General features: G+C 70.0%; 22 protein-coding genes. All 22 read right to left on the bottom strand.

Translation table 11 applies throughout. The annotated features are described in order from the left end of the window. Nucleotides 1-3: 3 nt before the first annotated feature. The 22 genes from JCM7685_RS09815 to JCM7685_RS20035 all read right to left on the bottom strand — a co-directional run bounded on the left by JCM7685_RS09815 (nucleotide 4) and on the right by JCM7685_RS20035 (nucleotide 23,723). A complete protein-coding gene (locus JCM7685_RS09815) occupies nucleotides 4-366 on the bottom strand; it encodes a GPW/gp25 family protein (protein WP_074967994.1) in 363 nt (120 codons plus the stop codon). Beyond that, nucleotides 363-686, bottom strand: a complete 324-nt coding sequence (locus tag JCM7685_RS09810) for a hypothetical protein (RefSeq protein ID WP_074967996.1) — start codon at nucleotides 684-686, stop codon at nucleotides 363-365. The genes JCM7685_RS09815 and JCM7685_RS09810 overlap by 4 nt, the downstream gene beginning before the upstream one ends. Beyond that, nucleotides 686-1,183 (bottom strand): phage baseplate assembly protein V, encoded by a 498-nt coding sequence (locus JCM7685_RS09805; RefSeq protein ID WP_074967998.1) that lies wholly within the window; start codon nucleotides 1,181-1,183, stop codon nucleotides 686-688. Before JCM7685_RS09805 ends, JCM7685_RS09810 begins: the two co-directional genes overlap by 1 nt. Continuing rightward, on the bottom strand, nucleotides 1,180-2,322 hold the full coding sequence (locus JCM7685_RS09800) for a hypothetical protein (protein ID WP_074968000.1): 1,143 nt from the start codon (nucleotides 2,320-2,322) through the stop codon (nucleotides 1,180-1,182). Before JCM7685_RS09800 ends, JCM7685_RS09805 begins: the two co-directional genes overlap by 4 nt. Nucleotide 2,323: 1 nt before the next feature. Continuing rightward, entirely contained in the window at nucleotides 2,324-2,611 is a 288-nt protein-coding gene (locus JCM7685_RS09795) for a tail protein X (RefSeq protein WP_074968002.1), read from the bottom strand. Between the two features lie 7 nt (nucleotides 2,612-2,618). Beyond that, a complete protein-coding gene (locus JCM7685_RS09790; RefSeq protein ID WP_074968004.1) occupies nucleotides 2,619-3,263 on the bottom strand; it encodes a hypothetical protein in 645 nt (214 codons plus the stop codon). Then, nucleotides 3,264-8,369, bottom strand: a complete 5,106-nt coding sequence (locus tag JCM7685_RS09785; protein WP_074968007.1) for an eCIS core domain-containing protein — start codon at nucleotides 8,367-8,369, stop codon at nucleotides 3,264-3,266. Further along, on the bottom strand, nucleotides 8,366-8,614 hold the full coding sequence (locus tag JCM7685_RS09780) for a hypothetical protein (protein WP_074968009.1): 249 nt from the start codon (nucleotides 8,612-8,614) through the stop codon (nucleotides 8,366-8,368). Before JCM7685_RS09780 ends, JCM7685_RS09785 begins: the two co-directional genes overlap by 4 nt. Continuing rightward, nucleotides 8,611-10,416 (bottom strand): ATP-binding protein, encoded by a 1,806-nt coding sequence (locus JCM7685_RS09775; protein ID WP_074968011.1) that lies wholly within the window; start codon nucleotides 10,414-10,416, stop codon nucleotides 8,611-8,613. Before JCM7685_RS09775 ends, JCM7685_RS09780 begins: the two co-directional genes overlap by 4 nt. Beyond that, entirely contained in the window at nucleotides 10,413-11,720 is a 1,308-nt protein-coding gene (locus JCM7685_RS09770; RefSeq protein WP_074968013.1) for a DUF4255 domain-containing protein, read from the bottom strand. Before JCM7685_RS09770 ends, JCM7685_RS09775 begins: the two co-directional genes overlap by 4 nt. Before the next feature lie 3 nt (nucleotides 11,721-11,723). Beyond that, complete coding sequence (locus JCM7685_RS09765; RefSeq protein WP_074968015.1) at nucleotides 11,724-12,467, bottom strand: hypothetical protein; 744 nt, start codon at nucleotides 12,465-12,467, stop codon at nucleotides 11,724-11,726. Next, complete coding sequence (locus JCM7685_RS09760; RefSeq protein ID WP_074968017.1) at nucleotides 12,464-13,111, bottom strand: hypothetical protein; 648 nt, start codon at nucleotides 13,109-13,111, stop codon at nucleotides 12,464-12,466. Before JCM7685_RS09760 ends, JCM7685_RS09765 begins: the two co-directional genes overlap by 4 nt. Nucleotides 13,112-13,144: 33 nt before the next feature. Next, entirely contained in the window at nucleotides 13,145-13,672 is a 528-nt protein-coding gene (locus JCM7685_RS09755) for a phage tail protein (RefSeq protein WP_074968019.1), read from the bottom strand. A 9-nt stretch (nucleotides 13,673-13,681) separates the two neighbouring features. Continuing rightward, complete coding sequence (locus JCM7685_RS09750) at nucleotides 13,682-15,250, bottom strand: phage tail sheath family protein (protein WP_074968021.1); 1,569 nt, start codon at nucleotides 15,248-15,250, stop codon at nucleotides 13,682-13,684. Nucleotides 15,251-15,591: 341 nt separating this feature from the next. Further along, entirely contained in the window at nucleotides 15,592-16,998 is a 1,407-nt protein-coding gene (gene aspA / locus JCM7685_RS09745) for an aspartate ammonia-lyase (protein ID WP_074968023.1), read from the bottom strand. A 250-nt stretch (nucleotides 16,999-17,248) separates the two neighbouring features. After that, nucleotides 17,249-19,063, bottom strand: a complete 1,815-nt coding sequence (locus JCM7685_RS09740) for an FG-GAP-like repeat-containing protein (protein ID WP_074968025.1) — start codon at nucleotides 19,061-19,063, stop codon at nucleotides 17,249-17,251. A 340-nt stretch (nucleotides 19,064-19,403) separates the two neighbouring features. Continuing rightward, nucleotides 19,404-20,228: an alpha/beta fold hydrolase gene (locus JCM7685_RS09735; RefSeq protein WP_074968027.1), complete on the bottom strand. Its 825-nt coding sequence runs from the start codon at nucleotides 20,226-20,228 to the stop codon at nucleotides 19,404-19,406. Further along, nucleotides 20,228-21,016 carry an enoyl-ACP reductase FabI gene (locus tag JCM7685_RS09730; RefSeq protein ID WP_074968029.1) on the bottom strand — a complete coding sequence of 263 codons (789 nt, stop codon included), beginning with the start codon at nucleotides 21,014-21,016 and terminating at the stop codon, nucleotides 20,228-20,230. Before JCM7685_RS09730 ends, JCM7685_RS09735 begins: the two co-directional genes overlap by 1 nt. Nucleotides 21,017-21,035: 19 nt before the next feature. Continuing rightward, complete coding sequence (gene fabB, locus JCM7685_RS09725) at nucleotides 21,036-22,265, bottom strand: beta-ketoacyl-ACP synthase I (protein ID WP_074968076.1); 1,230 nt, start codon at nucleotides 22,263-22,265, stop codon at nucleotides 21,036-21,038. Between the two features lie 21 nt (nucleotides 22,266-22,286). Continuing rightward, entirely contained in the window at nucleotides 22,287-22,796 is a 510-nt protein-coding gene (gene fabA / locus JCM7685_RS09720) for a bifunctional 3-hydroxydecanoyl-ACP dehydratase/trans-2-decenoyl-ACP isomerase (RefSeq protein WP_074968031.1), read from the bottom strand. 232 nt (nucleotides 22,797-23,028) lie between these two features. After that, nucleotides 23,029-23,487, bottom strand: coding sequence for a hypothetical protein (locus JCM7685_RS20040; protein WP_197701047.1), 459 nt, complete (start codon nucleotides 23,485-23,487; stop codon nucleotides 23,029-23,031). 95 nt (nucleotides 23,488-23,582) lie between these two features. Then, nucleotides 23,583-23,723 (bottom strand): hypothetical protein, encoded by a 141-nt coding sequence (locus tag JCM7685_RS20035; RefSeq protein ID WP_197701046.1) that lies wholly within the window; start codon nucleotides 23,721-23,723, stop codon nucleotides 23,583-23,585. Between the last annotated feature and the right edge of the window lie 180 nt (nucleotides 23,724-23,903).

Here is a 23,903-nt window from a genome sequence, read left to right as displayed (position 1 = left end):
GGCCTAGACCTCGCGCCGGAAGCTGTCGCTGACCGGCTCGCCGGTCTCGCGCAGGACATAGGACAGGGTGATTTCCAGCATGCCCTCGTCGCGGCGCAGCGACAGCTGCGAGACGGTCAGGATCTCGGACAGGTGCTTCTGGATCGCCGACTGGATCAGGAAATCCGCCGCCGTCTCCAGCGCCTCGTTGTTGGTGTCGAAGACCATGTCGAGGATGCCCGAGCCGAAATCGGGCCGGTTCACCCGCTCGCCCGGGGCGGTGAACAGCACCGCCTCGATCAGGTCGCGGGCGTGGCGGCGCGGGTCGTCCGTCATGGCGCTGCGGCCGGTGCCGTCGATGCGGTAGGGTGCGGAAAGCCAGCTCATTGTCCCGTCACCCTGACCTGGCTGGCCGCCACCTGCGGCGGCCCGGTAGGGCCGGCCGCGCCGATGCAGATGCCGCCCGAGGACGACAGCAGCGCCGGGCTGCCCTCGATGGTGACGCGGGTGGCGGGCGTGGTCCATTGCACCTGCGTGCAGGGCTGGGGCGTGCTGGTGGTGAAGGGACAGCCGGCGACGGTCATGCTGTGCGCCACCGTCACCGCCGGCTGGCCGCCCAGCTTCACCCGGGCCGAGCTGCTGCCCGGCTGCGCCTGGCCGCCATGCGGGCACATCACCGTCCCGCCCATATGCAGAAGGTTCGTCATCACATCACCTCCAATGCGCCGGAGTTGACGCTGACCTTGGGGCCCGAGAGTTCCACCTTGGCGCCCGAGGCGCTTTCCACCGTGACCCCCTGGGCGGTGATGGTGATGCGGTCGCCGGCTTGGGTCTCGATCACCACCGGCGCCGAGGCGTTCACCTCGTCTAGGGTGATGGTCGCGGCCTGGGTCTTGATGATCTTGACCATGGGGGTCTGGCCGGGGCATTCGCCCTCGCCCCAGAAGCAGCCGGACCAGATCGGGGCGTCGATATTGCCGCCCTCGAACTCGACCCAGATATTCGCGCCCACCGGCGGGATCAGGTAGAAGCCCACGCTCGGCCCGGCGAAGGGCACCGAGGGCAGGGCCCAGTTCAGCGTATTGGTGCCATAGACAGCGGGCACCTGCACCTGCACCCGGCCGCGCTGCATCGGATCGGTATTGTTCGACACCGTGCCGCGATACTTGCCGAAATAGCCTTGCCGCGTCGTCTGGTCGGTCATGGCAGCACCATCGGCACGGTGGTGCCCGTGCCCTCCCGGTTCAGGGTGAAGGATTGGGTCCACGCGCCGCGTGAAATCTTGTGGACCACGCTTTGCACGTAATAGAGCCCGTCGTGGTCCAGCCCGGCGCCGCGCAACCCGACCAGCCCGCGCGGGGCCAGGATGGCGCCGTAGCGCGCGGTGTCCAGATCGCCCGTGACCTTGACCGTGTCGGTCGTGGCATCCGATTGCGCCTGCGCCTGACCCATGGCCTGCGCGGCCGAGGGCGCGCCCTCGGTCTGGAACAGGTTCGTCCTGACCGTCGTCCGATTGGCGATCGAGGGCTGCGCCGCCAGAGGCGGGCGCAGCGCCATGGTCGAGCGCACCGGCATGGTCTGCCCGGTCGCGGGGTCCTGCACCTGGCCTTGGACCTCGGCCGCGCCGCCCGCCGCGTTCTCGAAGCTGAGCCCCGAGACGTTGCTGTCCGGCCCCATGTCGGTGGTGATCGCCCGCTGCGGCAGGCCGATGCGCGGCGGGGGTCCCCAATAGCCGGTCGAGGTCAGCGGGATCGGCCCCGGGATGATGGTGAAGATGCGGTCATGCGCCGCCGCCAGGTCCTTGAGATAGGCGAAATCGGTGCCGCGCTGCATCGGCACCCGCTCGGTCGGGCTGGGCCGGTCGGCGCTCATCGGCGGGATGACCAGGGGCGCGATGCCATATTGCATGTAGCGCATCAGGATCATGGTCGCGATCTCGCCCGGGCCCTGGGCGGGATGGGTCTGTTCATGCTCCTCGCGGTCCATGACGAAGCTCAGGTCCTTGCCGCGCAGATGCAACTTCGCCGGGCCCTGGCCCTGCGAGGGCTTGAATTCGGCCGTCTCGACGATGCCGTCCATCAGCACCGCCGGGAACAGGCCCATGACGGCCGTCAGCACGATGCGCGATCCGGCCTTCAGCCCCGGTTCCGCCATGATCGGAAACAGCCCGGCCAGCATGGGCGAGCGGATGGCGTCGAAGACCACCTCGAACCCCGAGACCTCGCGGTCCGAGATCGCCACCTCGGCCGAGACGAAACGCTCCATCAACTCGGCCGGCAGCGGGCGGGGAATGCCCTGGCCGGCGAGCAATGTCAGGCGGACGCCGATGAGTTCCTGCAGCATGTCAGGCCTCGCCCGGTTGGGTCAGGCCCAGGCGCCGGCCGGGGGTGTCGGCCAGGGTCAGCGGCTCGGGGTCGGGATTGGCGTCCATCACCCGCCAGGACTGCCGCGCGTCGCCATAGGCGCGATGCGCGATCAGGTCCAGGCGGTCGCCGTCCTCGACCGCGATGCGGGCGGCGATGCGCGGGCTGTCGGGGATGATGCGGCGGTCCAGATAGGCGATCTCCCGCCCCTCGGCATCGGTCAGATGCAGGACGGCGGACTTGGCATAGCGGGAATTGCGGTCGATCATGGTGCCCTCACATGATTTTCACGTCCGAGCCCAGCACCGAGCCCAGCGAGTTGACGCGCCCGACCTGCGCCATGGTTTCCTTGACCAGCTGGTGGCTCAGGAACATGGCATAGCCGGGATGGCTGCTTTCCAGATCCGAATAGCTGAGCACGTTCAGGTCCATCGAGACCTTGGCCCGGATCGGGTTCAGCTTCGGGTCATAGGCCTCTTCGGTGATCGAGAGCGATTTCAGCCGCACCGGCAGGATGCGGGTCTTGCCCCAGATGAAGACGGTGAAGGGGCCGGTCGCGGGCAGGATCTCGACCGTGCCCAGCCGCAGCAGCACCGCATTGGCGATCACGGTCGAGGCGGCGGGGTAGAGCAGCGTTTCCAGCTGCGCGAGCCGCGGGTGCAGGCCCAGATCCTCGGCCCGGCCCTGTTCCAGGTCGTCGGCGGCGTCCAGCACCGCCTCGACCTTGATCACCTCTTTCGGCGCGCCGGCCAGGCGGAAGCCGTCGGCGCCGCCCTCGCCCTCGGCGGCATTGGCCTCGATGGTGCGTTGCAGGCTTTCGGGGTTGATCTGAAACGGGATCACCTCGGGGATCGGCACCGGCGGGCGGAAGGCGACGATGGCGCCTTTCAGCAGGCGGGGGGTGCGGGAATAGCCGGACATCTATGCGCTCCTGACCCGGGCGACCTGCTCCCTGAGGGTCGCCTCGAAATTGGGGAAATAGGCGCGATAGCTTTCGGCAAGCGCCACGATGTTTTCCTGCCTGTCGCCTGAATCGAAATACTCGTTGTATCCCGTGCTGCCGCTGGGCAGGCTTTCCCCCGTCCAGACCGTCAGATTGAAGAAATCGACGATCTTGTCGGCAAGCTCGTGCATTTCGGCGAAATAGACGGTGCCGTCCGACAGGTCGCGGGCGACGATATCCCCCAGTGCCCTGTCCCATGTGCCATGGCCGGCAGCCTGCTGGGTGATGTCGGGACTGGGTGCGTCGCCCCTGACTCGGGCGCTGATGGCACCGGGATGGCCCTGAAGGATCGCGATGCGGGTGCCCTGATGCGGCGTGCCCGCGGGATACCATTCCGCACGGCGCTGGGCAGGCAGGGCCGCCTCGGGCGTGTCCTTCCATTCCTGGTCCATGCGGTGGCCGAAGGCCTGATAGCTGATGACCACCTTCTGCGCCGGATAGGGCCCTTCGGGGGAAAAGATCAGCTGCTTGGTCGGCGTGCGCACCTGGTTCTGGAACTGGATCAGTTCGCACAGCCCGCGCAGCCTGTCGGTCTGGCCATGCTCGACGTCGTCGGCGGCATTGCGGATGATCTGCGCCGCAAAGCGCGAGGCGATCCATTCGTGCTGGCGCAACTGGGCGCCTCTGACCGCATCGGCCAGCCGCTCGCCGTTCTTGCCGGCGCGTTTCGAGCCCGCATTGCCGGTCGGGTCGGGGCGCACGAAAAAGCCGATGCCGCGATCGACCCCGCCCGTTTCGTCGCTGGCCGCGTTCTGGGCGTCGTCCTGATAGTATTTGCTCCAGGCCGCATTCCGCATCAACGCGTCGAATCCGGGCACGATCGTGTCGCGGAAATAAGTGCCGGTCACGATATTGAAGGCGCGGTCGTGGGTGGGATCGCTGCTGCACATCGCCGTCACCGCCTCCAGCAGCGGCGTGGCGATGGCGTCCATCAGCGCGGGATAGGCCGGCCCGCCGCCGGCCAGCAACTGGCCAAGGATGGCGGTATTGGCGCCTGAACTGTTCAGCCGTCGCGCCAGATGATCGCCGAACAGGGTTCCGATCTTGGTCGGATCCAGCTTGTTGTCCGTCCGCAGGAATGTTTCGGCATTGGGCAGGGTCCCGGCCTTCGCAAGCTCCTCGGCCTTGGCTGCGATGGCCGCATCGAAAGCGCCGCCGGTAAAGCGCCGCGCCGCGCCGGTGGCATTCGCCGGGCTGCGCCAGGGCTCGGTCGCGGCGCCGTCGCCGGCCAGCATGGTGCCGAAGCCGCGCCAGTCCAGCGGCGTATAGCGCGCCACGTCCAGGTTCGGCAGCACATAGCGGCGCAGGTTTTCCGACAGCGCCGAACTCATCGCCTCGAGCTCGGGGGCGAATTTCTGGTCCAGGGGCACGATGCTGATGCCGAAGAATTCCAGCACCCGCGCCACGGCGCTTTTCGTCTGCTCGCCCTTGGCCTGCGTCTCCTGCGCCTTGGCGGTGGCGGCGGCCTTGACCGCCTCGCCGGCATTGGGATCGGCGGCGGCGTTGATCGCGTCCTCGGTCAGTTCGGCCTGCGCGTCCAACTGCGCCTCCTCGGCCTTGGCGCTGGCGACCAGGGCCGCCAGTTCGGCGCGCTTGTTCGCCAGCACCGCGCCGCGCCAGTTCTTCTGCGCCGCGTAATCGGTGAAGGGCTGGCCCAGCCGTTCGTCCAGCCATTGCACCAGCGGCGTGGGGTCCGAGCGGATGACCGGACGCACCGTCTCGCCCTCGTCCTCGATCAGCAGGGTGTGGGATTCGCTGCCCGCGCGGAACGGGATCGGCGCCATGATCTGGCCGGCGGCTGGACCCTCGGGCTCACTGGTCTTGATGCCGAAGGCCGCGAGTACCCGGCGCATCAGGTTTTCCAGCGCGGTCTCGATCCGCAGCCGCACGGCCTTCAGGATGTCCTGCACCTTCTGCGGGATGCCGTCGACGCCGATCAGCCGCGCCAGCAGGTCCAGCACTATGGGCACCAGCCGGCCCAGCACCTGCTCGACCCCGCGGATCGGCGGCTCCAGCGCGCCGGTCGCGATCTCCCACATGGTGTTGATGACGGTCTGCGCCACGGCGAAGATGCGCGACAGCTGCGCGCGCAGGAACTTGATGAAGTTCCAGATCGTCATCACCAGTTTCACCAGCGCGCCGACCGGGTTGAACATGCTGGCCAGCCACATGATCGAGGCGATCACCACCTTTTCCAGCAGGAAGGTCCTGATCTGGTCCAGCACCATGTCGCGCAGCATGCCGAGGTCGCTGGCGATCTGTTCCCACAGCCCCTGCCAGCCGCCGGTGATCAGCGCCCGGACATAGCTGAGGACATATTCGATCTTGCGCACCGCGCCTTCGCCGATGACGCGGACGGCGACGCGGCGCACCGTCTCCAGCGTCAGGCCGAGCGCCTGCCGGGTCACGTCCAGAAGCCCCCAGAGGTCGAACTCTGCCGGCATGGTGATGCCGCGGCCCAGGGGGCCGGTCAGCCACAGGATGATGCCGGCGATCAGGTGGCGGCGGAAGTTGTCGGCAAAGCGGCGGATGCCGCCCTTGACCGCCTCCAGCAGGTTCTGCACGAAGCCGCCGGGATTGGCGACAATCAGGTCGATGGCCTGCGCCGCGCGGTCGAAAAGCTGGAAAAAGGCGTCGGGCTGGATGCCCAAGGCCATCAGGATCGGCGACAGGATCAGCCGCGCCAGGGCCCGCCAGTCGCCCTGCAAGGCGGCATTGGCCAGCGCCAGCGCCGCATTGGTCGCCGCCTGCCAGGCCGCCAGCACCGCATCCAGCGCGGCGGCAAGCGCGTCCATCAGGAAGGCAATGCCGGTCTTCAGCGCAGTGGCGATGCTGTCGATGGCGGCGGTCGCGGCGTGGACGGCGGCGTCGATGGCCGCGTTCAGCGCCGCCGCGATGGCCGGGAAATGCTCGGCCAGCAGCCGCGTGACCAGGGTTTTCAGCAGCGCGCTGAAGGTTTCGATGATGCCCTTGATGAGCCCCGCCGCCGCGTCGATCAGCGCCAGCGCGGCGGATTTCACCGCCTCGATGATGTCGCGGACGGCGGCGCGCACCGCGTCGAAGATGGCGTTGATCGCCTCGGTCAGCTTGGCCAGCTGCGATTTCACCCAGTCGAGCGCGCGGTCCCACCAGCTTTGATCCTCGGCCTCGCGCTCGGCCGCGTCGCGTTCCGAGGCGGCGCGGGCCTCGCCCTGCGCCACTTCGGCCTGGGCCTGAGCCTCGGCTGCGGCGAAATCGCCGTCGATCCGGGTCTCGGTGCGGCTGACCTCGGCATCGACCTCGGCCCGGGCGCTGCCGCGCGCCTCGGCCGCCTCGCCCTGCAGGTCCGAGACCCTTGCGGCCTGCTGGTCCAGCGCCTCCTGGCGGGCGGTCTGGATCTGGCCGCGCCGGGCGATCACCTCGTCGCGCTGGGCGGTATCGGCCTCGGCGTTCAGCCGCGCGGTTTCGGATTGGGCCGTGTCGATCGCCGCATCGCGGCCGGCCTCTCGCGTCTCGGCGGCGCGGTCCAGATCGGCCTGAGCGCCGGCCAGCGACTGCTGCATCGCCGGCCCATGCGCGCGGTCGAACAGCGCCACCGTCTCGGCATCCAGCGGCTGGGCGGCAAAGGCCGCGGCGCCCGCGACCGGCGGCTGGGCGGGGGCCGGTTCGACCGGGGCTGGCGGCTGCGGGGCCAGGGTTTCGGACATCGCGCGCAGCTGCGCGCGTTCCGGGCCGGGACCGTCGATCACGGCCCGCGCGGCCTCGGCCTGGCCGGTCGCGGCCTGGGCGGAGGCGGCGCCCTCTTGCTCGGCGACGCGAGCCGGGTCGGTGGCACCGGCCAGCGGCACATCGGGTGCGGGGCCGGCCGACGGGATGGCCGCCGCATCGCTGGTCTGCACCTGATCCAGGGTATGCTGCAACGCGGCCGGCTCGCCCACGGTGAAGTCGCGTTCCAGCGTCGGGGCGAGGTTCGCGTTCGCCGCCGCGCGGCCCGGCTCGGGCGTCGGCGCCAGTTCCGGCAACGGCGGCGGTGCCGGCGGAGCGGCTTCCAGCGGCTGCGCTGTGGCGGCAGGAGCGGCAACGGCGGCGGCTTCGGGCAGGGGCTCGCCCGGCGACATTTCGGCGCGGAATTCGGGCAGGGCGGCATCCTCAGCGGCGCGCGTCCGGGCCGAGGCGCTGGCGATGCGGGCGTCGAGCCCGGGCGCCTCGCGCGCCTTGACCGAGGGCGGCGCGGCATGGAAGGCAGCCATCACCCCCTGCGCATCCTCGGCCGCGTCCAGCGCGGCCACCGCCGCCTGGGCCCCGGCGGCGGCGGTCTCGGTCTGGGCCGAAAGGTCGGGCGCGGCGGCGGGACCGAGCGTCTCGGGGCTCGCCTCGGGGGCCGCAACCGGCTGGGCTTGCGGAGCAGGCGGGGCGGGTTGCGGCGTCTCCGTGCCCGTGCCCGTGCCCGTGCCCGTGCCCGCCGAGCCGGTGCCGGTGGCGGGGAAGGGCGCGACCGCCGGCGGCTCGGGCTCGGCGGGCGCGGGCTGCGGCGGTTCAGCCAGCGCGCCCTGCATCCGAAAGGCGAGGGCGCCGGGCGGCATCGGCGTCACGGGCTGCGGCAGCGACGCCGCGCGGGTGGCGCGCCATTCCAGCGCCCCGGCCTCGGCCTCGGCGGCCGCAGGGTCGGCCGCGGCGCGGCGGGGTTGCAGCGCATGCGCCAGCTCATGCGCGACCACCGGCAGGGCGGCGTCGCGGCGCAGGAACAACAGGCCGTCGCGGGCCGCGGCTTCGGCGTCCTCGCGGTCCAGCGCCGCCTCGACCCCGGGGCCGGTCAGCACCTCGACCTGGGGCAGGTCGCGGCCGAACATCGCCTCCAGCGCCGGACGGAACGGCAGCGGCGCCTGCACCACGCCCGGCTCCGCGGCGGCGCGGAGCCGATCCAGCGGAATATGGTCGGCGGCGGGTTCCGGCGCGGGCGCCCTTGCGACCACTTTCCAGCGCGGCCTCTTCGCCTCGGGCTTCGGTTCGGGCTTCAAGGGCACATGTTTGCGGGCGGCGCTCATGCCAGCCTCCGCATCAGCGCGCGGGCAAGTTCGCGGCCCATCGCCTCGGGCGAGCCGTGGCCTGCGGGCAACTGCCCCAGGTCGATACGCTCAAGGTCCTGGGGCCGGATGCCGGGCGGCAGCCCGTCGCGTTCCAGCAACGCGGTCAGCTCGGCCTCGAAGGCGCGGGCGGCGCGGGCCGCCTCGGCTTCGGTCAGGCCGGGCAGGGCCAGCGTGTCGATGTGAAGGGTGACCGCGCCGCTCATCGGAAACCCCGCAGCTCGGCCTCGGAAAGCGGCTTGCCCAGCTTCATGTATTCCTGCCGCGCCGCGCGTTCCAGATGCGCCATGGTCAGCGGCCCGCCGCTTTCGGCGGCCAGCCAGGCGGCGGTCAGCGCGATGGCGCGGATGAAGCCGCCGGCGACGGCCAGCCGCGCCAGCGCGTCGTAGTCGATGCCCGCGCGCGGTAGGGCCTGGGGCAACACCGCGCGCCAGATCAGCGCCCGCTGCGCGGCGTCCGGGAAGGGAAAGTCGATCACGGCGCGAAAGCGGCGCAGGAAGGCGTCGTCAACCGCCGCGCGCAGGTTCGTGGTGACGATGGCGATGCCGGAATAGCTTTCCAACCGCTGCAGCAGATAGGAGGTTTCCGCATTGGCGTGGCGGTCGTGGCTGTCCTTCACCTCGGGCGAGCGGCGGGCAAACAGCGCCTCGCCCTCGTCGAACAGCAGCACCGCGCCGGCATTCTCGGCGGCGTCGAAGATGCGGCCGACGTTCTTCTGGGTCTCGCCGATGTATTTCGAGGTCAGCGCCGCCAGGTCGACGCGGTACAGCGCCAGCGCGCCGCCACCGCTGCCGAGGTCGTCGTCGCAAAGCGCCCGGGCCAGGATCTCGGCCGCCATGGTCTTGCCGGTGCCCGAGGCGCCGCTGAAGAGCGCGGTCAGCGCCAGCCCGCGCGCGGATTTGGCGCGGAAGCCCCAACCGTCCAGCACCAGCGGGCCATGGCGGCGGCTGGCGGCCAGTTGGCGCAATTGCTGCATCTGCGCCGGCGGCAGCACCAGGTCGTCCCAACGCGCCTGCGGCTCGATCCGCTGGGCCAGGCCCTCCAGCCCCTGGGCGGCGCGGGTGCGGATCAGGGCCGGCAGGTCGGCGGTCAGGCCGACGGCGTGGCTGGCCTCGGCATCGGCCAGGGCGGAACGCGGCAGCGGCGCGGCGCGGACCGGCGCGATGCTCGCGCGGGGCCGCTGCGTGCGATGGGGCTCGATGCCCCAGAGCAGGCAGGGCGCTTGCAGGCGGTCGGCGATCTGGCAGCCCTCGGGCGAGGCGGGCAGCAGAAAGGCGGTCTCGGTCAGCACGGCGTCGCGGTTCAGCAACTGCGCGGCACGGGCGGGCTCGATGCTCAGCGCCGAAGGGTCCAGCGCCGCCGCGCGCAGGCCCAGCCGGGCACCGGCGGCGGCGACAAGGGCCGCGGCCTCGGCCGGGTCGGACGCCGCCAGATGCAGGATCGGTGCCGGATCCAGCCCGCGCGCCGCCAGCAGCGCATCGGCCAGCATCCCGGCCTGCGGATGTGGCGCGGGCGGGCAGGGCGTCAGCGCCCCAAGCACCGCCGGATCGGGCGCGGGCGCGCCCAGCAGCGCCGAAGCCACCGCCTCGGGCAGCACCAGCAGGCGCTGCGCCAGGCCCGTGCCGGGCAGCGCCTCGACCAGCGCCCCCTGGCGCAGCAGAGCGGTCGCCGACAGCGCCGGGCCGGCCTCGGCACCCAGCACCAGTGCGCAAAGCGCCGGCGTGGCGCGGCCCTGCAGCGCCAGCGGATGCGCAGCCAGGGCGGCGGCTGGCTCGGGTCCCAGCTCGGGCGCGGCGATCAGGCAAAGCAGGTCCAGCTCCAACGCCGTCAGACCGAAGCGTTCGGCGATGCGCAGCAACGCCACCGGCCCCAGCGCTGCGAGGTCCGACAGCGCAGCGCGCAGATCGCTGCCCGGTCCCCGCGCCAGCAGCGCCATGGCGTGCTGTCCGGCCAGGTCCAGCGCGCGGGCCTGCAAGGCGGCGGGGGATATGATCTCGCGCCGGGTCATGGATCCAGATCCGCGACCGGCCCGTCGAAGCCCTGCGCGCCCAGCGTGGGCAGGCTGGCGGCGCCGTCGATCTCGGCCCGGACGACATAGGCGCCGGCCGGTACCGCCGCCAGATCGGCGCGGATGCGGTTCGCCGCGACCGTCCGGGCCGGGACCGAGAACGCCGGCTGCGCCCCGCCGGGCAGCGGGTTGAAGAGCATCGCCGCCGCCTGTCGCTCGCCCAAAGCGTTGGCCAGGGTCAGCGTGACCGTGCCGGTGAAGCGCTCTGCCGCGACCGTGCCGGCCCGCGCCACCGCGGTCACCACCGGCGCGATGGCAAAGGGCAGCGCGTTCGAGCTTTCCCACAGCCGCTCGGCCTGGCCGGGCGCGGGGATGAACAGGTGATCGACCATGATCCGGGCGATGCCGGCAGGCTGGTCGGCGGGCAGGCGCAGATCGATGCGGCGGTCGCCCAGATCGGCCGCCGTGACCGCCAGAGCCCGCGTGCCCAGCATGACGCGCATCCGCTCGGCGGCAAGCGCCGTGCCTTCGACCGCGATCCAGCCGCCGGACAGCACCGCGGCCATCGGATCGGGCAGGCCGCCCGCGCCCCCAGGCAAAGCGGCGACGCGGGCGATGCGCGGTCCGCGCAGCGGCGCGGTGCGCCCGCCGATGGTCAGCACCGGCAGGGCCGAGCGCGCCGGGCGCCGGCTTTCGATCAGCACGCAGCCGACCTGATACAGGGCCGAGGCCCGCATGGGGGCCGAAAACGCCGACCAGATATTGCTCAGCGCCTCGATCTGGCCCAGGTCGCGGCTTTCCGGCACCGCCGGGCTGATCCGGATCTGTTCGAACTGGTCGGCCAGGTCCGCCGCGACCAGCAGCCGCAGCGGCGCGGGCAAAAGGCTGGCATCCACCGCCGGATCGGCGCCGCCCAGCGAGGCGCGGATGTCGGCGCGGGTCAGCACCGGGGTTTCGTGCAGCACCTGCATGCCATAGCCCAGCAGGATCTCGGCATTCAGGTCCTCGGCGCCGGTGGCGGTCAGGATGTAGTGCAGGTCCAGCGCCAGCAAGGGATTGTCGATCCGCTCGCCCGCCGCGCTGCGGGCGGGCAGGCGCGGCGTCGACCAAGCGGCGTTGCGGGTGACGTTCCACAGGTAGATGTTCAGCCGGTTGGCGGGATCGGCGTCACCCTCCAGCCGGTCGGGGGGCGAGGAGGTGACCGAGAACTGCCCCAGGCTGTCCAGATTCGCGTTCAGCAGCCCGTCATTCAGCCGGTCGCGCAGGATGGCGGTCACTCCGGCGATGGCGAGCGCGTTCGACATGGCTCAGCGCCTCCAGCCCAGGTAGTCGGTCAGCGGCGGCCGCGGCGGGCCGGCGGGGCGGCTGGCGACAGGGCGCGCGGGGGCCTGTTGCGGTGCCGGGCTGGCGGGCTTGGGGGCCGCGACCTCGACCCGGCCGATGCGGATGTCGATCTTGGGCGCCACCGGTTCCGGTGCGGGCTGGAAGGGCGAGGGCGGCGGCGCGGCCAGTTCGGGCATGGCCGGACCGGGTCGGGCGGGGGCAGGCGGTGGCGCCGGGACCGCGGCGGCCTGCGGAGCGTGTATCGGCATCTCGGCACGTGCCGGCCGTTCGGGGTCGGGCAGGGGCCGCGACGCCTCGGGCTGCGCCGGGCCGGGGCGGGCGGCGGCCGTTTCGACCGCAAGCGGCACGGCCGGGGCGGGCGGTTGCGGCGCGGGAGCGGGCGCTGTGGCCAAAGAGGGCTGCGGCACGGGCAGCGGCACCGGCTGCGGCGTTGCGGAGGCCGGGTCCGGAGCGCGGCGGGGCGCCTGTTCCGGGGCGCGGGCAGCGGGGTCGTGGCGCGGCGCGGGCTGCTGTCGTTGCGGCGCGGCTTCGGCCGGAACGGGCCGGGCGGTGCGGTTCGCGCGCGGGACGGGCGGCGTGGCGCGCGTTTCGCCCATCTCCTCGACCGGCGCGGCATCGGCCTCGGTCTCGAAGCGCTGCCGGGCGCGGGGCAGGATCGCGGGCGGGGCGGCAAAGCGGCGCGACAGTGCGGCGAAAAGGTCGCTCATGGCGCCACCTCGGACAGATACAGCGCCCGGCGGGCGGGGGGCATGGCCAGGATCTCGGCCTCGGACCAGCCGAAGGCGCGGGCGAGCAAGGCGACCTCGTGCAGGAGCCTGCGGGCCAGATCCTCGATTTCGGCCCAGAAATAGCCGGCGGGGTCGAAAAGCTGTTCCAGCGCCGCGCCGCAATCGGGGCAGGTCATGGCGAAGCCGAGGCCAAGCGCCGGGTCGGCGGCTTGCAGCGCCCGGGCGGCGGCCTCGGCAAAGCCGGGATCGTCCCACGGGCCCTCGCCCAGCCGGCGCGGGTCCAGCCCCGCGGGACCGATGTCCGACAACCGCGGCTGGCGCAGCGCATGGTCGCGGCCGCGCCAGGCGACGCTGACCGTCTGGGCCGCAGCGGGGGGCAGGGCGAAACCGGCGGGCAGGGTGAATTCCAGCATGCCGCCGCAGGCCGGGCAGGTGCAGACCGCATCGCCCGCCGCCGCGCCCAGCCAGTCCGCGCGCAATGCCCAGATGCGGCGGTCGAGCTCGGCCAGCGGCAGCGTGGCCGCGTCGGCGCCGGCCGCCCGCGCCAGCACCGCCAGCCGCGCCGGGCCGTCCGCCGCGCGTCCGTTCTGATAGAGGTCCAGAAGTGCTCCGCCGTCCAGCATGATGCCTCTCCCTGCCCGGCTTGCGGCGGGGCGTCACACCGCCGGTTCGAGGAACGAGATCTCGCTGGGCTCGATCACGTCGTAGTCGCGCTCCCAGCCCTCGTTTTCCAGCTTGATCGACTGGATGGCGACGGCATTGGCATTGGCGTCCAGTTCCGGCAGCGCCTGGTATTCCGAGACCCAGGCCCGGAACACGCGATAGGACAGCGCCAGCTGCCCGGCCTCGTTGTAGAGGTCGATGACCAGGTCCTTGCGGAAATCGCGCAGGCTGACCTCGGCGCCCAGGCCGGCGCCATAGTTCCAGACCTTGTTCGCCCATTGCTCGAAGTCGAGGTCGTGGGTGACGCCGCGCTCCAGCGTGATCGCCTCGAAGCTGGTGCGGCCGGGGCTGCGGCGCGAGACCGAGGGGTCGCCGCCCTCGCGGTGCTCGACCACCTCGGTGGTGCGTTTCAAAGCCGAGACCTTCGAGATGCCGGCGACATAGCGGCCGTCCCATTTCACCCGGAACTTGAAGTTCTTGTAGGGGTCGAAGCGGGTCGCGTTGATGCTGAACTGTGCCATGGTGACCCCCTAGTTCGTGGTTTGCAGGCGCTGCTGGATGCGCAGCATGACGAATTCGGCCGGACGGACCGGGGCGAAGCCGACATAGATGTTCAGGATCCCCAGGTTGATGTCGGCCTGAGTCGTGGTCTCGCCGTCGCATTTCACCAGGAAGGCGTCGCGGGCCGAGGCGCCCTGGAAGGCCCCCTGCCGGTGCAGCTGCGACATGAAGCCGGTGACGTTCAGCCGCACCGAGGCCCAGAGCGGCTCGTCGTTCGGCTCGAACACCACCCATTGCAGGCCGCGCTGCAGGCTGTTCTCGATATGCAGCGCCAGGCGACGGACCGGGATGTATTTCCATTCCGAGGCCAGCGCATCGGCGCCCTCCATGGTGCGGGCGCCCCAGACCACGGTGTTGTAGACCGGGAAGGTGCGGATCACGTTGATGCCCAACACGTTCAGCGGCCCCTGCTGCAGGTCGGTCATCACATCGACCGGCCGCCCGCCCGAGACGGTGGCGGCGGTGCCCGCCGGCGCCTTCCACACGCCGCGGGCGGCGTCGGTGCGGGCGAAGATGCCGGCGACCGCGCCCGAGGGGGCGAAGGTGCGGTTCTGCGCCGGGTTCAGCGGGTCCGGCGCGACCAGCCGCGGGAAATAGATCGCCGCGTTGCGTCGCAGCCCGCTCAGCGCGCCGGCCCAGGCGCCGACATTGGCGCGGGTGGTATCGGCCAGCGGATCGACGATCAGGAAGGCGAAATTCCGTTCGCAATAGGTGTTGGCGCGCTGATAGACCTGCGCCGCGACGGCGGCCCGGGCCTGGCCCATGACCGAGACATCGGGCAGGCACATCAGGTTGAACACGTCGGGTACGATGGCGTCCATGGCGTCGATGCCGGCGCCGAGCGCGTTCAGCGCCAGGTTCTGCCAGGCGTCGGTGTCGCCCGGCAGCGTGCCGTCGCCGCCGCCGGTCATCGCCGCCAGTCCTGCCGCGCCCAGCTGGCGCAGCGCCTCCATGGTCAGGACCGGGTTGCCGCCCGATTGCGTGGCGTCGGGCATGTTGCCGCCGTTATGGGCGGTGACGGTGACCATCTGGCTTTCCGCCGCCAGCACCCGCGTCACGTAGCGCGGATGGGTCGCGACCGGAGACAGGCCGACGAAGCTTTCCTCGCGCAGCACGTCGTTGCCGCGATATTCGCGGATCAGCAGGTCGAAGCTGGTCGCCCCGTTGCCGGTGGCGCGCGCGACGCCGATGCGCAGGCTGTTGCCCCAGAGCCCGGCCGAGGACGCCGCCAGCGCCACGCCGCCCCCCGCCGGCGGCACCGCCAGCGCGGCCGGGGTGGCGCCGTTGTTCACCCGCACCACGAAGGCGACGCTGCCGCCGTTCAGGAAATAGTTGCGGATCGCGTAGCTGGTCTCGCATCCGGCATGCAGCCCGCCGAAGACGCGCTCGAATTCGCCCCATGAGGTGACGCGGGTGGCGCGGCCGACCGGGCCGCGGCCGAAGACGCCGATGAAGGCGGTGTTCGAGGTGGCCACGCCCGCGATGGGCGCGCTGCCGCTGGGAATTTCCTGCACATAGACGCCGGGAGTATCAAGCATGGAAGCCCTCGCTGGATGACCCGCGCCGCGCGGGGCGCGCGGCCGGGATTGCGCATGATCCGTGACAGACCCGCCGCGACCGCCGCCGGAGAAAATCCCGGAAGGCGCACCGGCAGGTCGACCTGGCTGGAGGGGAGGGCAGCCCCTGGTTCGGCTTGTCAGAAGAAAAGGTCTATGCTGCGAACGCTAACAAAACCGCGGCGGTATGGCAACGACGCAGAATCCGCGATTTCCCCAGAAACCGTCCTGTCGCAACAAGAAAATGGAAGCGCGCCGGTCCGGATTTCCCGGATTCGGCGCGCGGGTGAGTCGGCCTGGGGTTGTGCGCCCCGCGCCGGGCCTCAGGCGACGAAGAGCTGCGGCCGGGTCAGGCTTTCCGGGCGCAGGATCTCGTCCAGCCGCTCCTTGGGCAGCAGGCCCTTTTCCAGCACCAGCTCATAGACGCCGCGGCCGGTCAGATGCGCCTCGGTCGCGACCTCGGTCGCCGCGGCATAGCCGATATAGGGGTTCAGCGCGGTGACGATGCCGATCGAGCGGCGCACGCTTTCCTTCAGCACCTTGCGGTTGGCGGTGATGCCCTCGACGCAATTCGCCTGCAAGGTGGCGCAGCCGGCGACCAGGTGATCGACCGAGCGGAACAGGCTGTAGGCGATCACCGGCTCGAAGGCGTTCAGCTGCAGCTGCCCGCCCTCGGCCGCCATGGTGATGGTCATGTCGTTGCCGATCACCTCGAAACAGACCTGGTTCATCACCTCGGGGATCACCGGGTTGACCTTGCCGGGCATGATCGAGGAACCGGCCTGCTTGGCCGGCAGGTTGATCTCGTTGAGGCCGGCGCGCGGCCCCGAGGACAGCAGGCGCAAATCGTTGCAGGTCTTGGACAGCTTGACCGCCACGCGTTTCAGCACGCCCGACACCTGCACGAAGCAGCCGCAATCCTGCGTCGCCTCGACCAGGTCGGCGGCGGTGACGACGGGAATGACGGTGATCTCGGCCAGCCGCGCCCGCACCCGTTCGGCATAGTCGGGATGGGCGGTGATGCCGGTGCCGATGGCGGTGGCGCCCAGGTTGATCTCGCAGACCAGGTGCGAGACCTCGGCCAGCCGCGCTTCGTCCTCGCCGATCATCACCGCATAGGTGTTGAACTCTTGCCCCAGGGTCATCGGCACGGCTTCCTGCAACTGGGTCCGGCCCATTTTCAGGATGTCCTGAAACTCGACCGCCTTGGCAGCAAAGGCGCCGCGCAGGCTGGCCAGCGCGCCGATCAGCTTTTGCAGACCCTTCCACGACGCCAGCCGCAGCGCCGTCGGATAGACGTCGTTGGTGGACTGGCTCATGTTCACATGTTCGTTCGGGTGCAGGTATTGGTATTCGCCCTTCTCATGGCCCATGAGCTCCAGCGCGCGATTGGCGATCACCTCGTTGGCGTTCATGTTGGTCGAGGTGCCGGCGCCGCCCTGGATCTGATCGACGACGAACTGATCGTGCAGCTTGCCGGCGCGGATCTCTTCGCAGGCGGCGGTGATGGCATCGCGGCGCTCGGGCGACAGCAGGCCCAGGTCGGCATTGGCCAGCGCGGCGGCCTGCTTGATCGCGGCCAGCGCGCGGATCAGTTCGGGAATGGCGCCGATGGGCTGGCCCGAGATCGGAAAGTTCTCGACCGCGCGCAGGGTGTGGACCCCCCAATAGGCATCCGCCGGCACCTCGCGGTCGCCGAGCAGATCGTGTTCGATTCGGGTCTTGGTCATGGTCACCTCGAAGGCATGAAACAGCGGCGCGCTTTCCCGCGAGGGTTCCGGGCGGTCATGCAGGTCGACTGGTTCTGTTCGCGTCTGGGCGGGTCCGGTCCCGCCGGTGCCCGCGAGTTAGGCACCGTTGCGCGGAATTTCCAAGGCTCGAAGCAACCGAATCATGCGGATTTCGCATAAACTTCGCGCCATCGCGGTGCCTTGCCCTTCGGCGATGCCTTCGGCAGGCCCGAGGCCCTTCGGCTGCCGGTCAGACCGCGAAGTCGTCCGAAAGTGCGGGTGTCGCGAAGCCGGTGCCGGTCGAGAGCGCCACCTCGACGAAATCCTCGCCGAAGCCGACGATGTCGGCACGCCCGTCGCCGTTCACGTCGGCCAGGAACCTGTCGTGCCGGTCGCTGCGCCAGCCGTCGTCGAAGGCGAAGTCGTCGCACCACAGCTCGGCCGCCGCAAAGCCGGTGCCGGTCGAAAGCGCCACCCGGACCCCGTCCTCGCCGAAGCCGACGATATCGGCGCGCCCGTCGCCGTTCGCGTCGGCCAGCATGCGCTCGTGTCGCATCACGCTCCAGCCGGCGGCGCCCGAGAACTCGGCGGACCAGACGGCGCTGGCCGCGAAACGGCCGCCGCTCGACAGCGCCACCTGCACGCCATTGTCGCCGAAGGCGACGATGTCGGCGCGGCCGTCGCCATCGACGTCGGCCAGGGTGCGGACATGCAACTCGTTGCGCCAGCCCGCCGCATAGGAGAACTCGCGGCTCCAGACCTGAGCGGCCGTCAGCCCGGTCCCGGTCGACAGCGCCACCAGCACGCCGTTGCCGCCGAAGCCGATCACATCGTCGCGGCCGTCGCCGTCGACGTCGGCCACCGCGCGCTCATGCCGGTCGACGCGCCAGTTTCCGGCCAGCCGGCCGAAATTCGCCAGCCAAAGGCCGGCATCGACGAAAGCGGTGCCGTTCGACAGCGCCACCTGCACGCCGTTGTCGCCGAAAGCGACGATGTCGGCGCGGCCGTCGCCGTCTAGGTCGCCCATCTCGCGCTCATGCAGGTTGACGCGCCAGCCGGCGCGATGGCTGAAGGCGTCCGACCAGCCCACGGTGGCGCCGAAGTGGCGCTGCTCCGCCAGCGCGGTCAGCACCCGGCCCGCGCCGAAGCCGACGATATCGGCGCGGCCGTCGCCATCGATATCGGCCAGGGTGCGGACATGGTTTCCGACCCGCCAGTTGCCGCGGCCCTGGGTGAAGTCCAGCGCCCAGATGCCCAGCACGTCCTGGACCCGATAGTCGCGCCCCAGCCAGTCGTCGAAATGCGCGCCGTAGATCACGTTGCCGTCGGCGTCGCGGCCGACCTGGACCGCCGGGTCGTGTTCGGCATAGGCGCGGAACACCGCCTGGAAATGCTCCAGCAGGGCTGGCGGGACATTGGCGGGCAGGTGGTGCGAGCCGTAATCGACATGGCCGGCGAGAACGCGATCGGGCCCCGAGCCCTCGAAGGCCAGCGTGGCCAGGAAGGCGGTGGCGCGGTGGTCGCTGTGGTCCTCGCGCGCGAAGACGCTCAGATGGTCCTGGATCTGGACATGGGTGGCCTGGTGTTCGTCCATCAGCAGGCGCATCAGCCCGACCAGGTCCTGGCGGCCGTAGCTGGCGGCGCCGTCGACGCTGTGGACCCGGTCGATCTCGCCTTCCACCAGCTTTTCCAGGCTTTCGCGGCCATAGCGGGCCGAGCCGCCGCCGCGGAACATGCCGTCGGGCAGGCGCAGGAAATACAGCCGGATTTCGGGGTGATCGGCCAGATGGCTGGTGACGAGCTGATGGCTGCCGGCGCCTTCGCCCAGGGTGACGGTCTCGGTAACCCAGGCGGTCGAGCCCACCATCTGCGACATCGCCGCGCGGGCGCCTTCCTCGCGGCCCAGCCAATAATCGGCGTTGCCGCCGGCGTCGCCGGCGGTCACGAAAACGGTCGTGACCGCTTCGCCGGCCGAGATGGCCGCGTGCAGTCCCTGTTCCATGAAAAGGATGTTGTCGTCTTGATGGGCGACGAACACGACGTTCGATACCGCAGGATCGGGCATATCGGATACTCGTTAACATACATAAACAACACCACCAGCCTAGGCCGCGGCGCCGAGTCGCGCAACGACGCGAACCAGTTGTAAACAAAAGGTTATTTACCGCAAAAATTGTATTTCCGAGGAAAATGAAACCGTGGCGTGTATACGGCGCCCGGGCAGGCCCGGCCGGGCAGCACGTCTAGCAGGCTGCTGAAAAAGAGCATTCCAAGAGGGCGTCGGGACGAAAGATCGTGCTGGGTCTGACCAGGATCGGCTGGAAAACAGGCCAATTTGCGAGCGGTACGAGGTGATCCTCCCGCTTTCTGTCCATGGTGTCGCGTCGCTTTTTTTCAGCAGGCTGCTAGCGCATCCGTGCCAGCCAGGCGTGGATCGCGCGCAGCGATTCCGGCTCGTCCAGATAGGGGACGTGCCCCCGGTCCGGGACCTCGGCAAAGATCATGTCGGGGCGGCGGCGGCACATCTCGGCTGCCGTCTCGGCCGAAAGCAGCTCCGAGTTGGCGCCGCGGATCAGGGCCAGCGGCAGGTCTTGCGCCGCATCGAACAGCGGCCACAGATCCGGCGGGGTCCCATCGAAGGCGGCCAGGAAGGAGTCGCGCAACGCGGGGTCGTAGTTGATGCGCAGGCCTTCGGGCGTTTCGACATAATGTCGCTGGACCTCTTCCAGCCAACGACTGGCGGGGACATGGGCAAAGCCGGGCATGGCCAGCGGCAGCCGCTGCGCCAGGTCGGCAAGGCTGCGGCCGGCGGGATTGCGGCCGATATAGTCGAAGATCTTTTCAAGGCCCTCGCGTTGCAGCACGGGCCCGACGTCGTTCAGGCACAGGCCCAGCAGCCGGTCATGCGCGGTCGCCGCCAGCAGCATGCCGATGATGGCGCCGCGCGAGGTGCCCAGCACCGCAGCCTTTTCGATGCCCAGATGATCCAGCAGCGCCAGCGCGTCCCTTGCCTCTTGCGGCACGCTATAGCTTTCCGCCCCGGTCCATTCCGAACCGCCGCGGCCGCGATAATCCGGCCGGATCAGCCGCACCCCGTCCAGATGCGGCGCGACATAATCGAAATCCCGCCCGGTCCGGGTCAGCCCGGACAGCGCCAGCACCGGCAGCCCCTGGCCTTCGTCGCGATAGGCCAGGCTGGCGCCGTCCTCGGCCTGGAACCGGGCCGGCATCACAGGTTTTCCGACTGCGGCATCCCGAGGACGTGATAGCCGCCGTCGACCAGAACGATCTCGCCGGTGGTGCAGGCCCCCCATTCCGAGCACAGCCAGACCGCCGTGCCGCCGATGGCCTCCAGCGTGGCATTGGCGCGCAGGGGCGCATTCGCCTCGGTATGGCGATAGGTCTTGCGGGCGCCGCCGATGGCCGCGCCGGCCAGGGTCTTCATCGGTCCCGGGCTGATCGCGTTGACGCGGATCCCGTCGGGGCCGAGGTCGTTGGCAAGATAGCGGACGGACGATTCCAATGCGGCCTTGGCCACCCCCATGACATTGTAAAACGGCGTGACCCGGTTCGAGCCGGCATAGGTCAGCGTGATGATCGAGCCGCCATTCGTCATCAGGGGCTGGGCCCGCCGGGCCAGGTCGATCAGCGAATAGCAGGAAATCGTCAAGGAATTCTTAAAGTTGTCGCGTGTGGTGTTGATGAACCGCCCGGTCAGCTCGTTCTTGTCGGAAAAGGCCACGGCATGGACCAGGAAATCCAGCCCGCCCCAGCGCTCTCCGATCTGGGCAAAGGCCGCGTCCAGCGATTCGTCGTTCAGCACGTCGACATCCATCAGGAAATCCGAGCCCAGCGACTGCGCCAGCGGCTCGACCCGCTTGCAGAAGGCCTCGCCCTGGTAGGAAAAGGCCAGCTCGGCACCCTGGTCGGCCAGCGCCTTGGCGATGCCCCAGGCGATCGAGCGGTCATTCGCGACCCCCATCACCAGGCCGCGCTTTCCCTTCATCAAATCGCCCATGGCTTAACCTTTTCTTGGCTTATTCGCGGTATTTCGACAGGACCAGGGTCGCATTGGTGCCGCCGAAGCCGAAACTGTTGGAAAGGACCGTATCGAAATCCACATCGTCAACGCGCGTCCGGGCCACTTCCTCGGGCCGGATCTCGGGGTCCAGCTCGGTGATGTTGGCCGAGGCGGCGATGAAGCCGTTCTGCATCATCAAGAGCGAATAGATCGCCTCATGCACGCCGGTCGCGCCCAGCGAATGGCCGGTCAGCGACTTGGTCGAGGACACCGGCGGCACCGCGCCCTCGCCGAAGACCCGGCGCAGCGCCTTGATCTCGCCCACGTCGCCGACCGGGGTCGAGGTGCCATGAGCGTTCACATAGCTGACGCGGCGATCCTCGGGCAGGGTGGACAGCGCCAGCCGCATCGCGCGTTCGCCGCCCTCGCCGGAAGGGGCGACCATGTCATAGCCGTCGCTGGTCGCGCCGTAACCGGTGACCTCGGCATAGATCTTGGCCCCGCGGGCCAGCGCGTGGCCCAGCTCCTCCAGCACCACGACCCCGGCACCGCCGGCGATGACGAAGCCGTCGCGGGTGGCGTCGAAGGGGCGCGAGGCGGTCTGCGGCGTGTCGTTGTATTTCGACGACATCGCGCCCATGGCGTCGAAGAGGCAGCTGAGCGTCCAGTCCAGTTCCTCGCCGCCGCCGGCGAAGACGATGTCCTGCTTGCCCATCTGGATCATCTCGGTGCCGTTGCCGACGCAATGAGCCGAGGTCGAGCAGGCCGAGGTGATGGAATAGTTCACGCCCTTGATCTTGAAGGGCGTGGCCAGGCAGGCCGAATTGGTCGAGGACATGCAGCGCGTGACCATGAACGGGCCCATGCGCTTGGGTGCCCCCTTCTCGATGACGATGCGATGCGCGTCGAACAGGTTCGAGGTCGAGGGACCGCCCGAGCCCATGACCAGGCCGGTGCGCTCGTTCGAGACATCCTCGGCGGCAAGGCCGGCATCGGCGATGGCCTGTTCCATGGCGATGAAGTTATAGGCCGCGCCGGGTCCCATGAAGCGCAGGTTGCGCTTGTCGACATGGTCCTCGAGCACGATCTGCGGCATGCCGTGGACCTGGCTGCGGAACCCGTATTCGGCGTATTCGGGGGCGAAGACGATCCCCGAGCGGCCCGCGCGCAGGCTGTCGGTGACTTCGGCGGCATTGTTGCCGATGGGAGAGACGATGCCCAGCCCGGTGATGACGACACGGCGCATGGCGTGCTCCTTGTTCATGGGTCAGGCGGCCGACAGGGCCACCTTCATGTCCTTGACCTCGTAGATGGTTTCGCCGTCGGCCTCGACCCGGCCGTCGGCGACGCCCATGGTCAGCCGGCGGGTCTGGACCGCCTTGGTGAAATCGACGTGATAGCGCAGCAGCTTGCGGTCGGGGCGGACCATGCCGGTCAGCTTGACCTCGCCCACGCCGAGCGCGTAGCCGCGCCCCTGCCAGCCCCGCCAGCCCAGGTTGAAGCCGGTCAGCTGCCACAGCCCGTCGAGGCCGAGGCAGCCGGGCATGATCGGGTTGCCGGGGAAGTGGCAGGCGAAGAACCAGAGGTCGGGGGTGATGTCGAATTCGGCGGTGACATGGCCCTTGCCATGCGATCCGCCGTCGGCCGAGATGTCGGTGATGCGGTCCATCATCAGCATGGGCGGCTCGGGCAATTGGGCATTGCCGGGGCCGAACAACTCGCCACGGGCGCAGGCCAGCAGATCGTTCTTGTCAAAGCTGGTCTTCGTCATCGTCATCCCTGTTTCGTCCCCTTGGCCGGCGGTTGTGTCATGGTCGCCGCTCACGGCGGGCGGCGCCCTTCGTCGAACTTTTTCCCGGTCTATCATTCCGCCCCCGCAAGGCGCAAGGGCGCAGGTTTTGCCAAATTTTGCCGGGATTTGGCGGCGATGCCGCACCAACGGCCGTCCTCGCGGCGCGGATGTGCAGGGGTTGTCCTGCGGCATCTGGAAAGAAATTCGTTTCAGAATGTTACGATCCGCTCACGCAGGGCGGCCGCGCGGCCGGCTGTGACCATGGGTCGCGGCCGCAGCACCAGCGGCCGTCGGATTCGGCTACGGCGGCGGCGATGCGGCGCCGGTCCTTGGGATACGCTCGGCCGAGATCGAGGAAAAGGCCAGCCGGACGAACCGCTCGTCCTGGATTGGATGGCCAGAGAAGAGTGTGCCCGGCTGGATCAGCAAGTCGCGGGTTTTCAGGATTTTCGCCAGCGCCTACGATCCGCTGCCTTCGGGCGTCGCCAGCCAGAAGCTGGAGCCGCCCGCGTGGAGAGACCAGCCACAGCCCGCGATGCGCGATGGCCGCGAACATCGCCTCGCGCAGGCGGGCAAAGGCACGGCGCATGCGGTTGCCCTGCGTATCGTAGTGACCCAGCGACAGGAAATGCGCGAGCGTCCGTTGCATATCGCCGGGCGGGTGGCGCAGCACCATGCTGCGCGTGCCTCGGTGATAAAATGCAGGTCGGCCGCCAGATTAGCCAAGCAGCGCCCCCGGAAACACTGATTTCGAGAAGGAGCCGATATAGATTACCGCCCGACCCGATCGATGGCCTTGAGCGCGGGCGAAGGCGCGGGCGAAAATTCGTAATCGCCCTCGACCACCGCAAAGCCTTGTGCCCCGGCCCGCGCCAGCAGTTCCTTGCGGCGGGCCAGCGGCATGCGGGACATTGGTGGCTGGCGCTGGTAAAGACCGCAGCCACGCCGGGCGAGGCGGCATCGGGCGGCAGGCCGCTGGCATCGACCGGCACCGGCAGGATGCGGGCATCTCTGGCCAGCAGGATCTCACCCCGGCCGAGATAGGGGCATCGACAGCACGGGCGGCGTTAGGGGCCCGTAGCTCTTGCGCCA

Source organism: Paracoccus aminovorans (genome assembly GCF_900005615.1).
GTDB classification, from domain to species: Bacteria; Pseudomonadota; Alphaproteobacteria; order Rhodobacterales; family Rhodobacteraceae; genus Paracoccus; species Paracoccus aminovorans.
This window is presented reverse-complemented; position numbering and strand designations above follow the sequence as displayed.

Coding starts and splice junctions, on each gene's coding strand:
- JCM7685_RS09815 (WP_074967994.1), bottom strand. CDS start 366: ATGAGCTGGCTTTCCGCACCCTACCGCATCGACGGCACCGGCCGCAGC.
- JCM7685_RS09810 (WP_074967996.1), bottom strand. CDS start 686: ATGACGAACCTTCTGCATATGGGCGGGACGGTGATGTGCCCGCATGGC.
- JCM7685_RS09805 (WP_074967998.1), bottom strand. CDS start 1,183: ATGACCGACCAGACGACGCGGCAAGGCTATTTCGGCAAGTATCGCGGC.
- JCM7685_RS09800 (WP_074968000.1), bottom strand. CDS start 2,322: ATGCTGCAGGAACTCATCGGCGTCCGCCTGACATTGCTCGCCGGCCAG.
- JCM7685_RS09795 (WP_074968002.1), bottom strand. CDS start 2,611: ATGATCGACCGCAATTCCCGCTATGCCAAGTCCGCCGTCCTGCATCTG.
- JCM7685_RS09790 (WP_074968004.1), bottom strand. CDS start 3,263: ATGTCCGGCTATTCCCGCACCCCCCGCCTGCTGAAAGGCGCCATCGTC.
- JCM7685_RS09785 (WP_074968007.1), bottom strand. CDS start 8,369: ATGAGCGCCGCCCGCAAACATGTGCCCTTGAAGCCCGAACCGAAGCCC.
- JCM7685_RS09780 (WP_074968009.1), bottom strand. CDS start 8,614: ATGAGCGGCGCGGTCACCCTTCACATCGACACGCTGGCCCTGCCCGGC.
- JCM7685_RS09775 (WP_074968011.1), bottom strand. CDS start 10,416: ATGACCCGGCGCGAGATCATATCCCCCGCCGCCTTGCAGGCCCGCGCG.
- JCM7685_RS09770 (WP_074968013.1), bottom strand. CDS start 11,720: ATGTCGAACGCGCTCGCCATCGCCGGAGTGACCGCCATCCTGCGCGAC.
- JCM7685_RS09765 (WP_074968015.1), bottom strand. CDS start 12,467: ATGAGCGACCTTTTCGCCGCACTGTCGCGCCGCTTTGCCGCCCCGCCC.
- JCM7685_RS09760 (WP_074968017.1), bottom strand. CDS start 13,111: ATGCTGGACGGCGGAGCACTTCTGGACCTCTATCAGAACGGACGCGCG.
- JCM7685_RS09755 (WP_074968019.1), bottom strand. CDS start 13,672: ATGGCACAGTTCAGCATCAACGCGACCCGCTTCGACCCCTACAAGAAC.
- JCM7685_RS09750 (WP_074968021.1), bottom strand. CDS start 15,250: ATGCTTGATACTCCCGGCGTCTATGTGCAGGAAATTCCCAGCGGCAGC.
- aspA (WP_074968023.1), bottom strand. CDS start 16,998: ATGACCAAGACCCGAATCGAACACGATCTGCTCGGCGACCGCGAGGTG.
- JCM7685_RS09740 (WP_074968025.1), bottom strand. CDS start 19,063: ATGCCCGATCCTGCGGTATCGAACGTCGTGTTCGTCGCCCATCAAGAC.
- JCM7685_RS09735 (WP_074968027.1), bottom strand. CDS start 20,228: ATGCCGGCCCGGTTCCAGGCCGAGGACGGCGCCAGCCTGGCCTATCGC.
- JCM7685_RS09730 (WP_074968029.1), bottom strand. CDS start 21,016: ATGGGCGATTTGATGAAGGGAAAGCGCGGCCTGGTGATGGGGGTCGCG.
- fabB (WP_074968076.1), bottom strand. CDS start 22,265: ATGCGCCGTGTCGTCATCACCGGGCTGGGCATCGTCTCTCCCATCGGC.
- fabA (WP_074968031.1), bottom strand. CDS start 22,796: ATGACGATGACGAAGACCAGCTTTGACAAGAACGATCTGCTGGCCTGC.
- JCM7685_RS20040 (WP_197701047.1), bottom strand. CDS start 23,487: ATGGTGCTGCGCCACCCGCCCGGCGATATGCAACGGACGCTCGCGCAT.
- JCM7685_RS20035 (WP_197701046.1), bottom strand. CDS start 23,723: ATGTCCCGCATGCCGCTGGCCCGCCGCAAGGAACTGCTGGCGCGGGCC.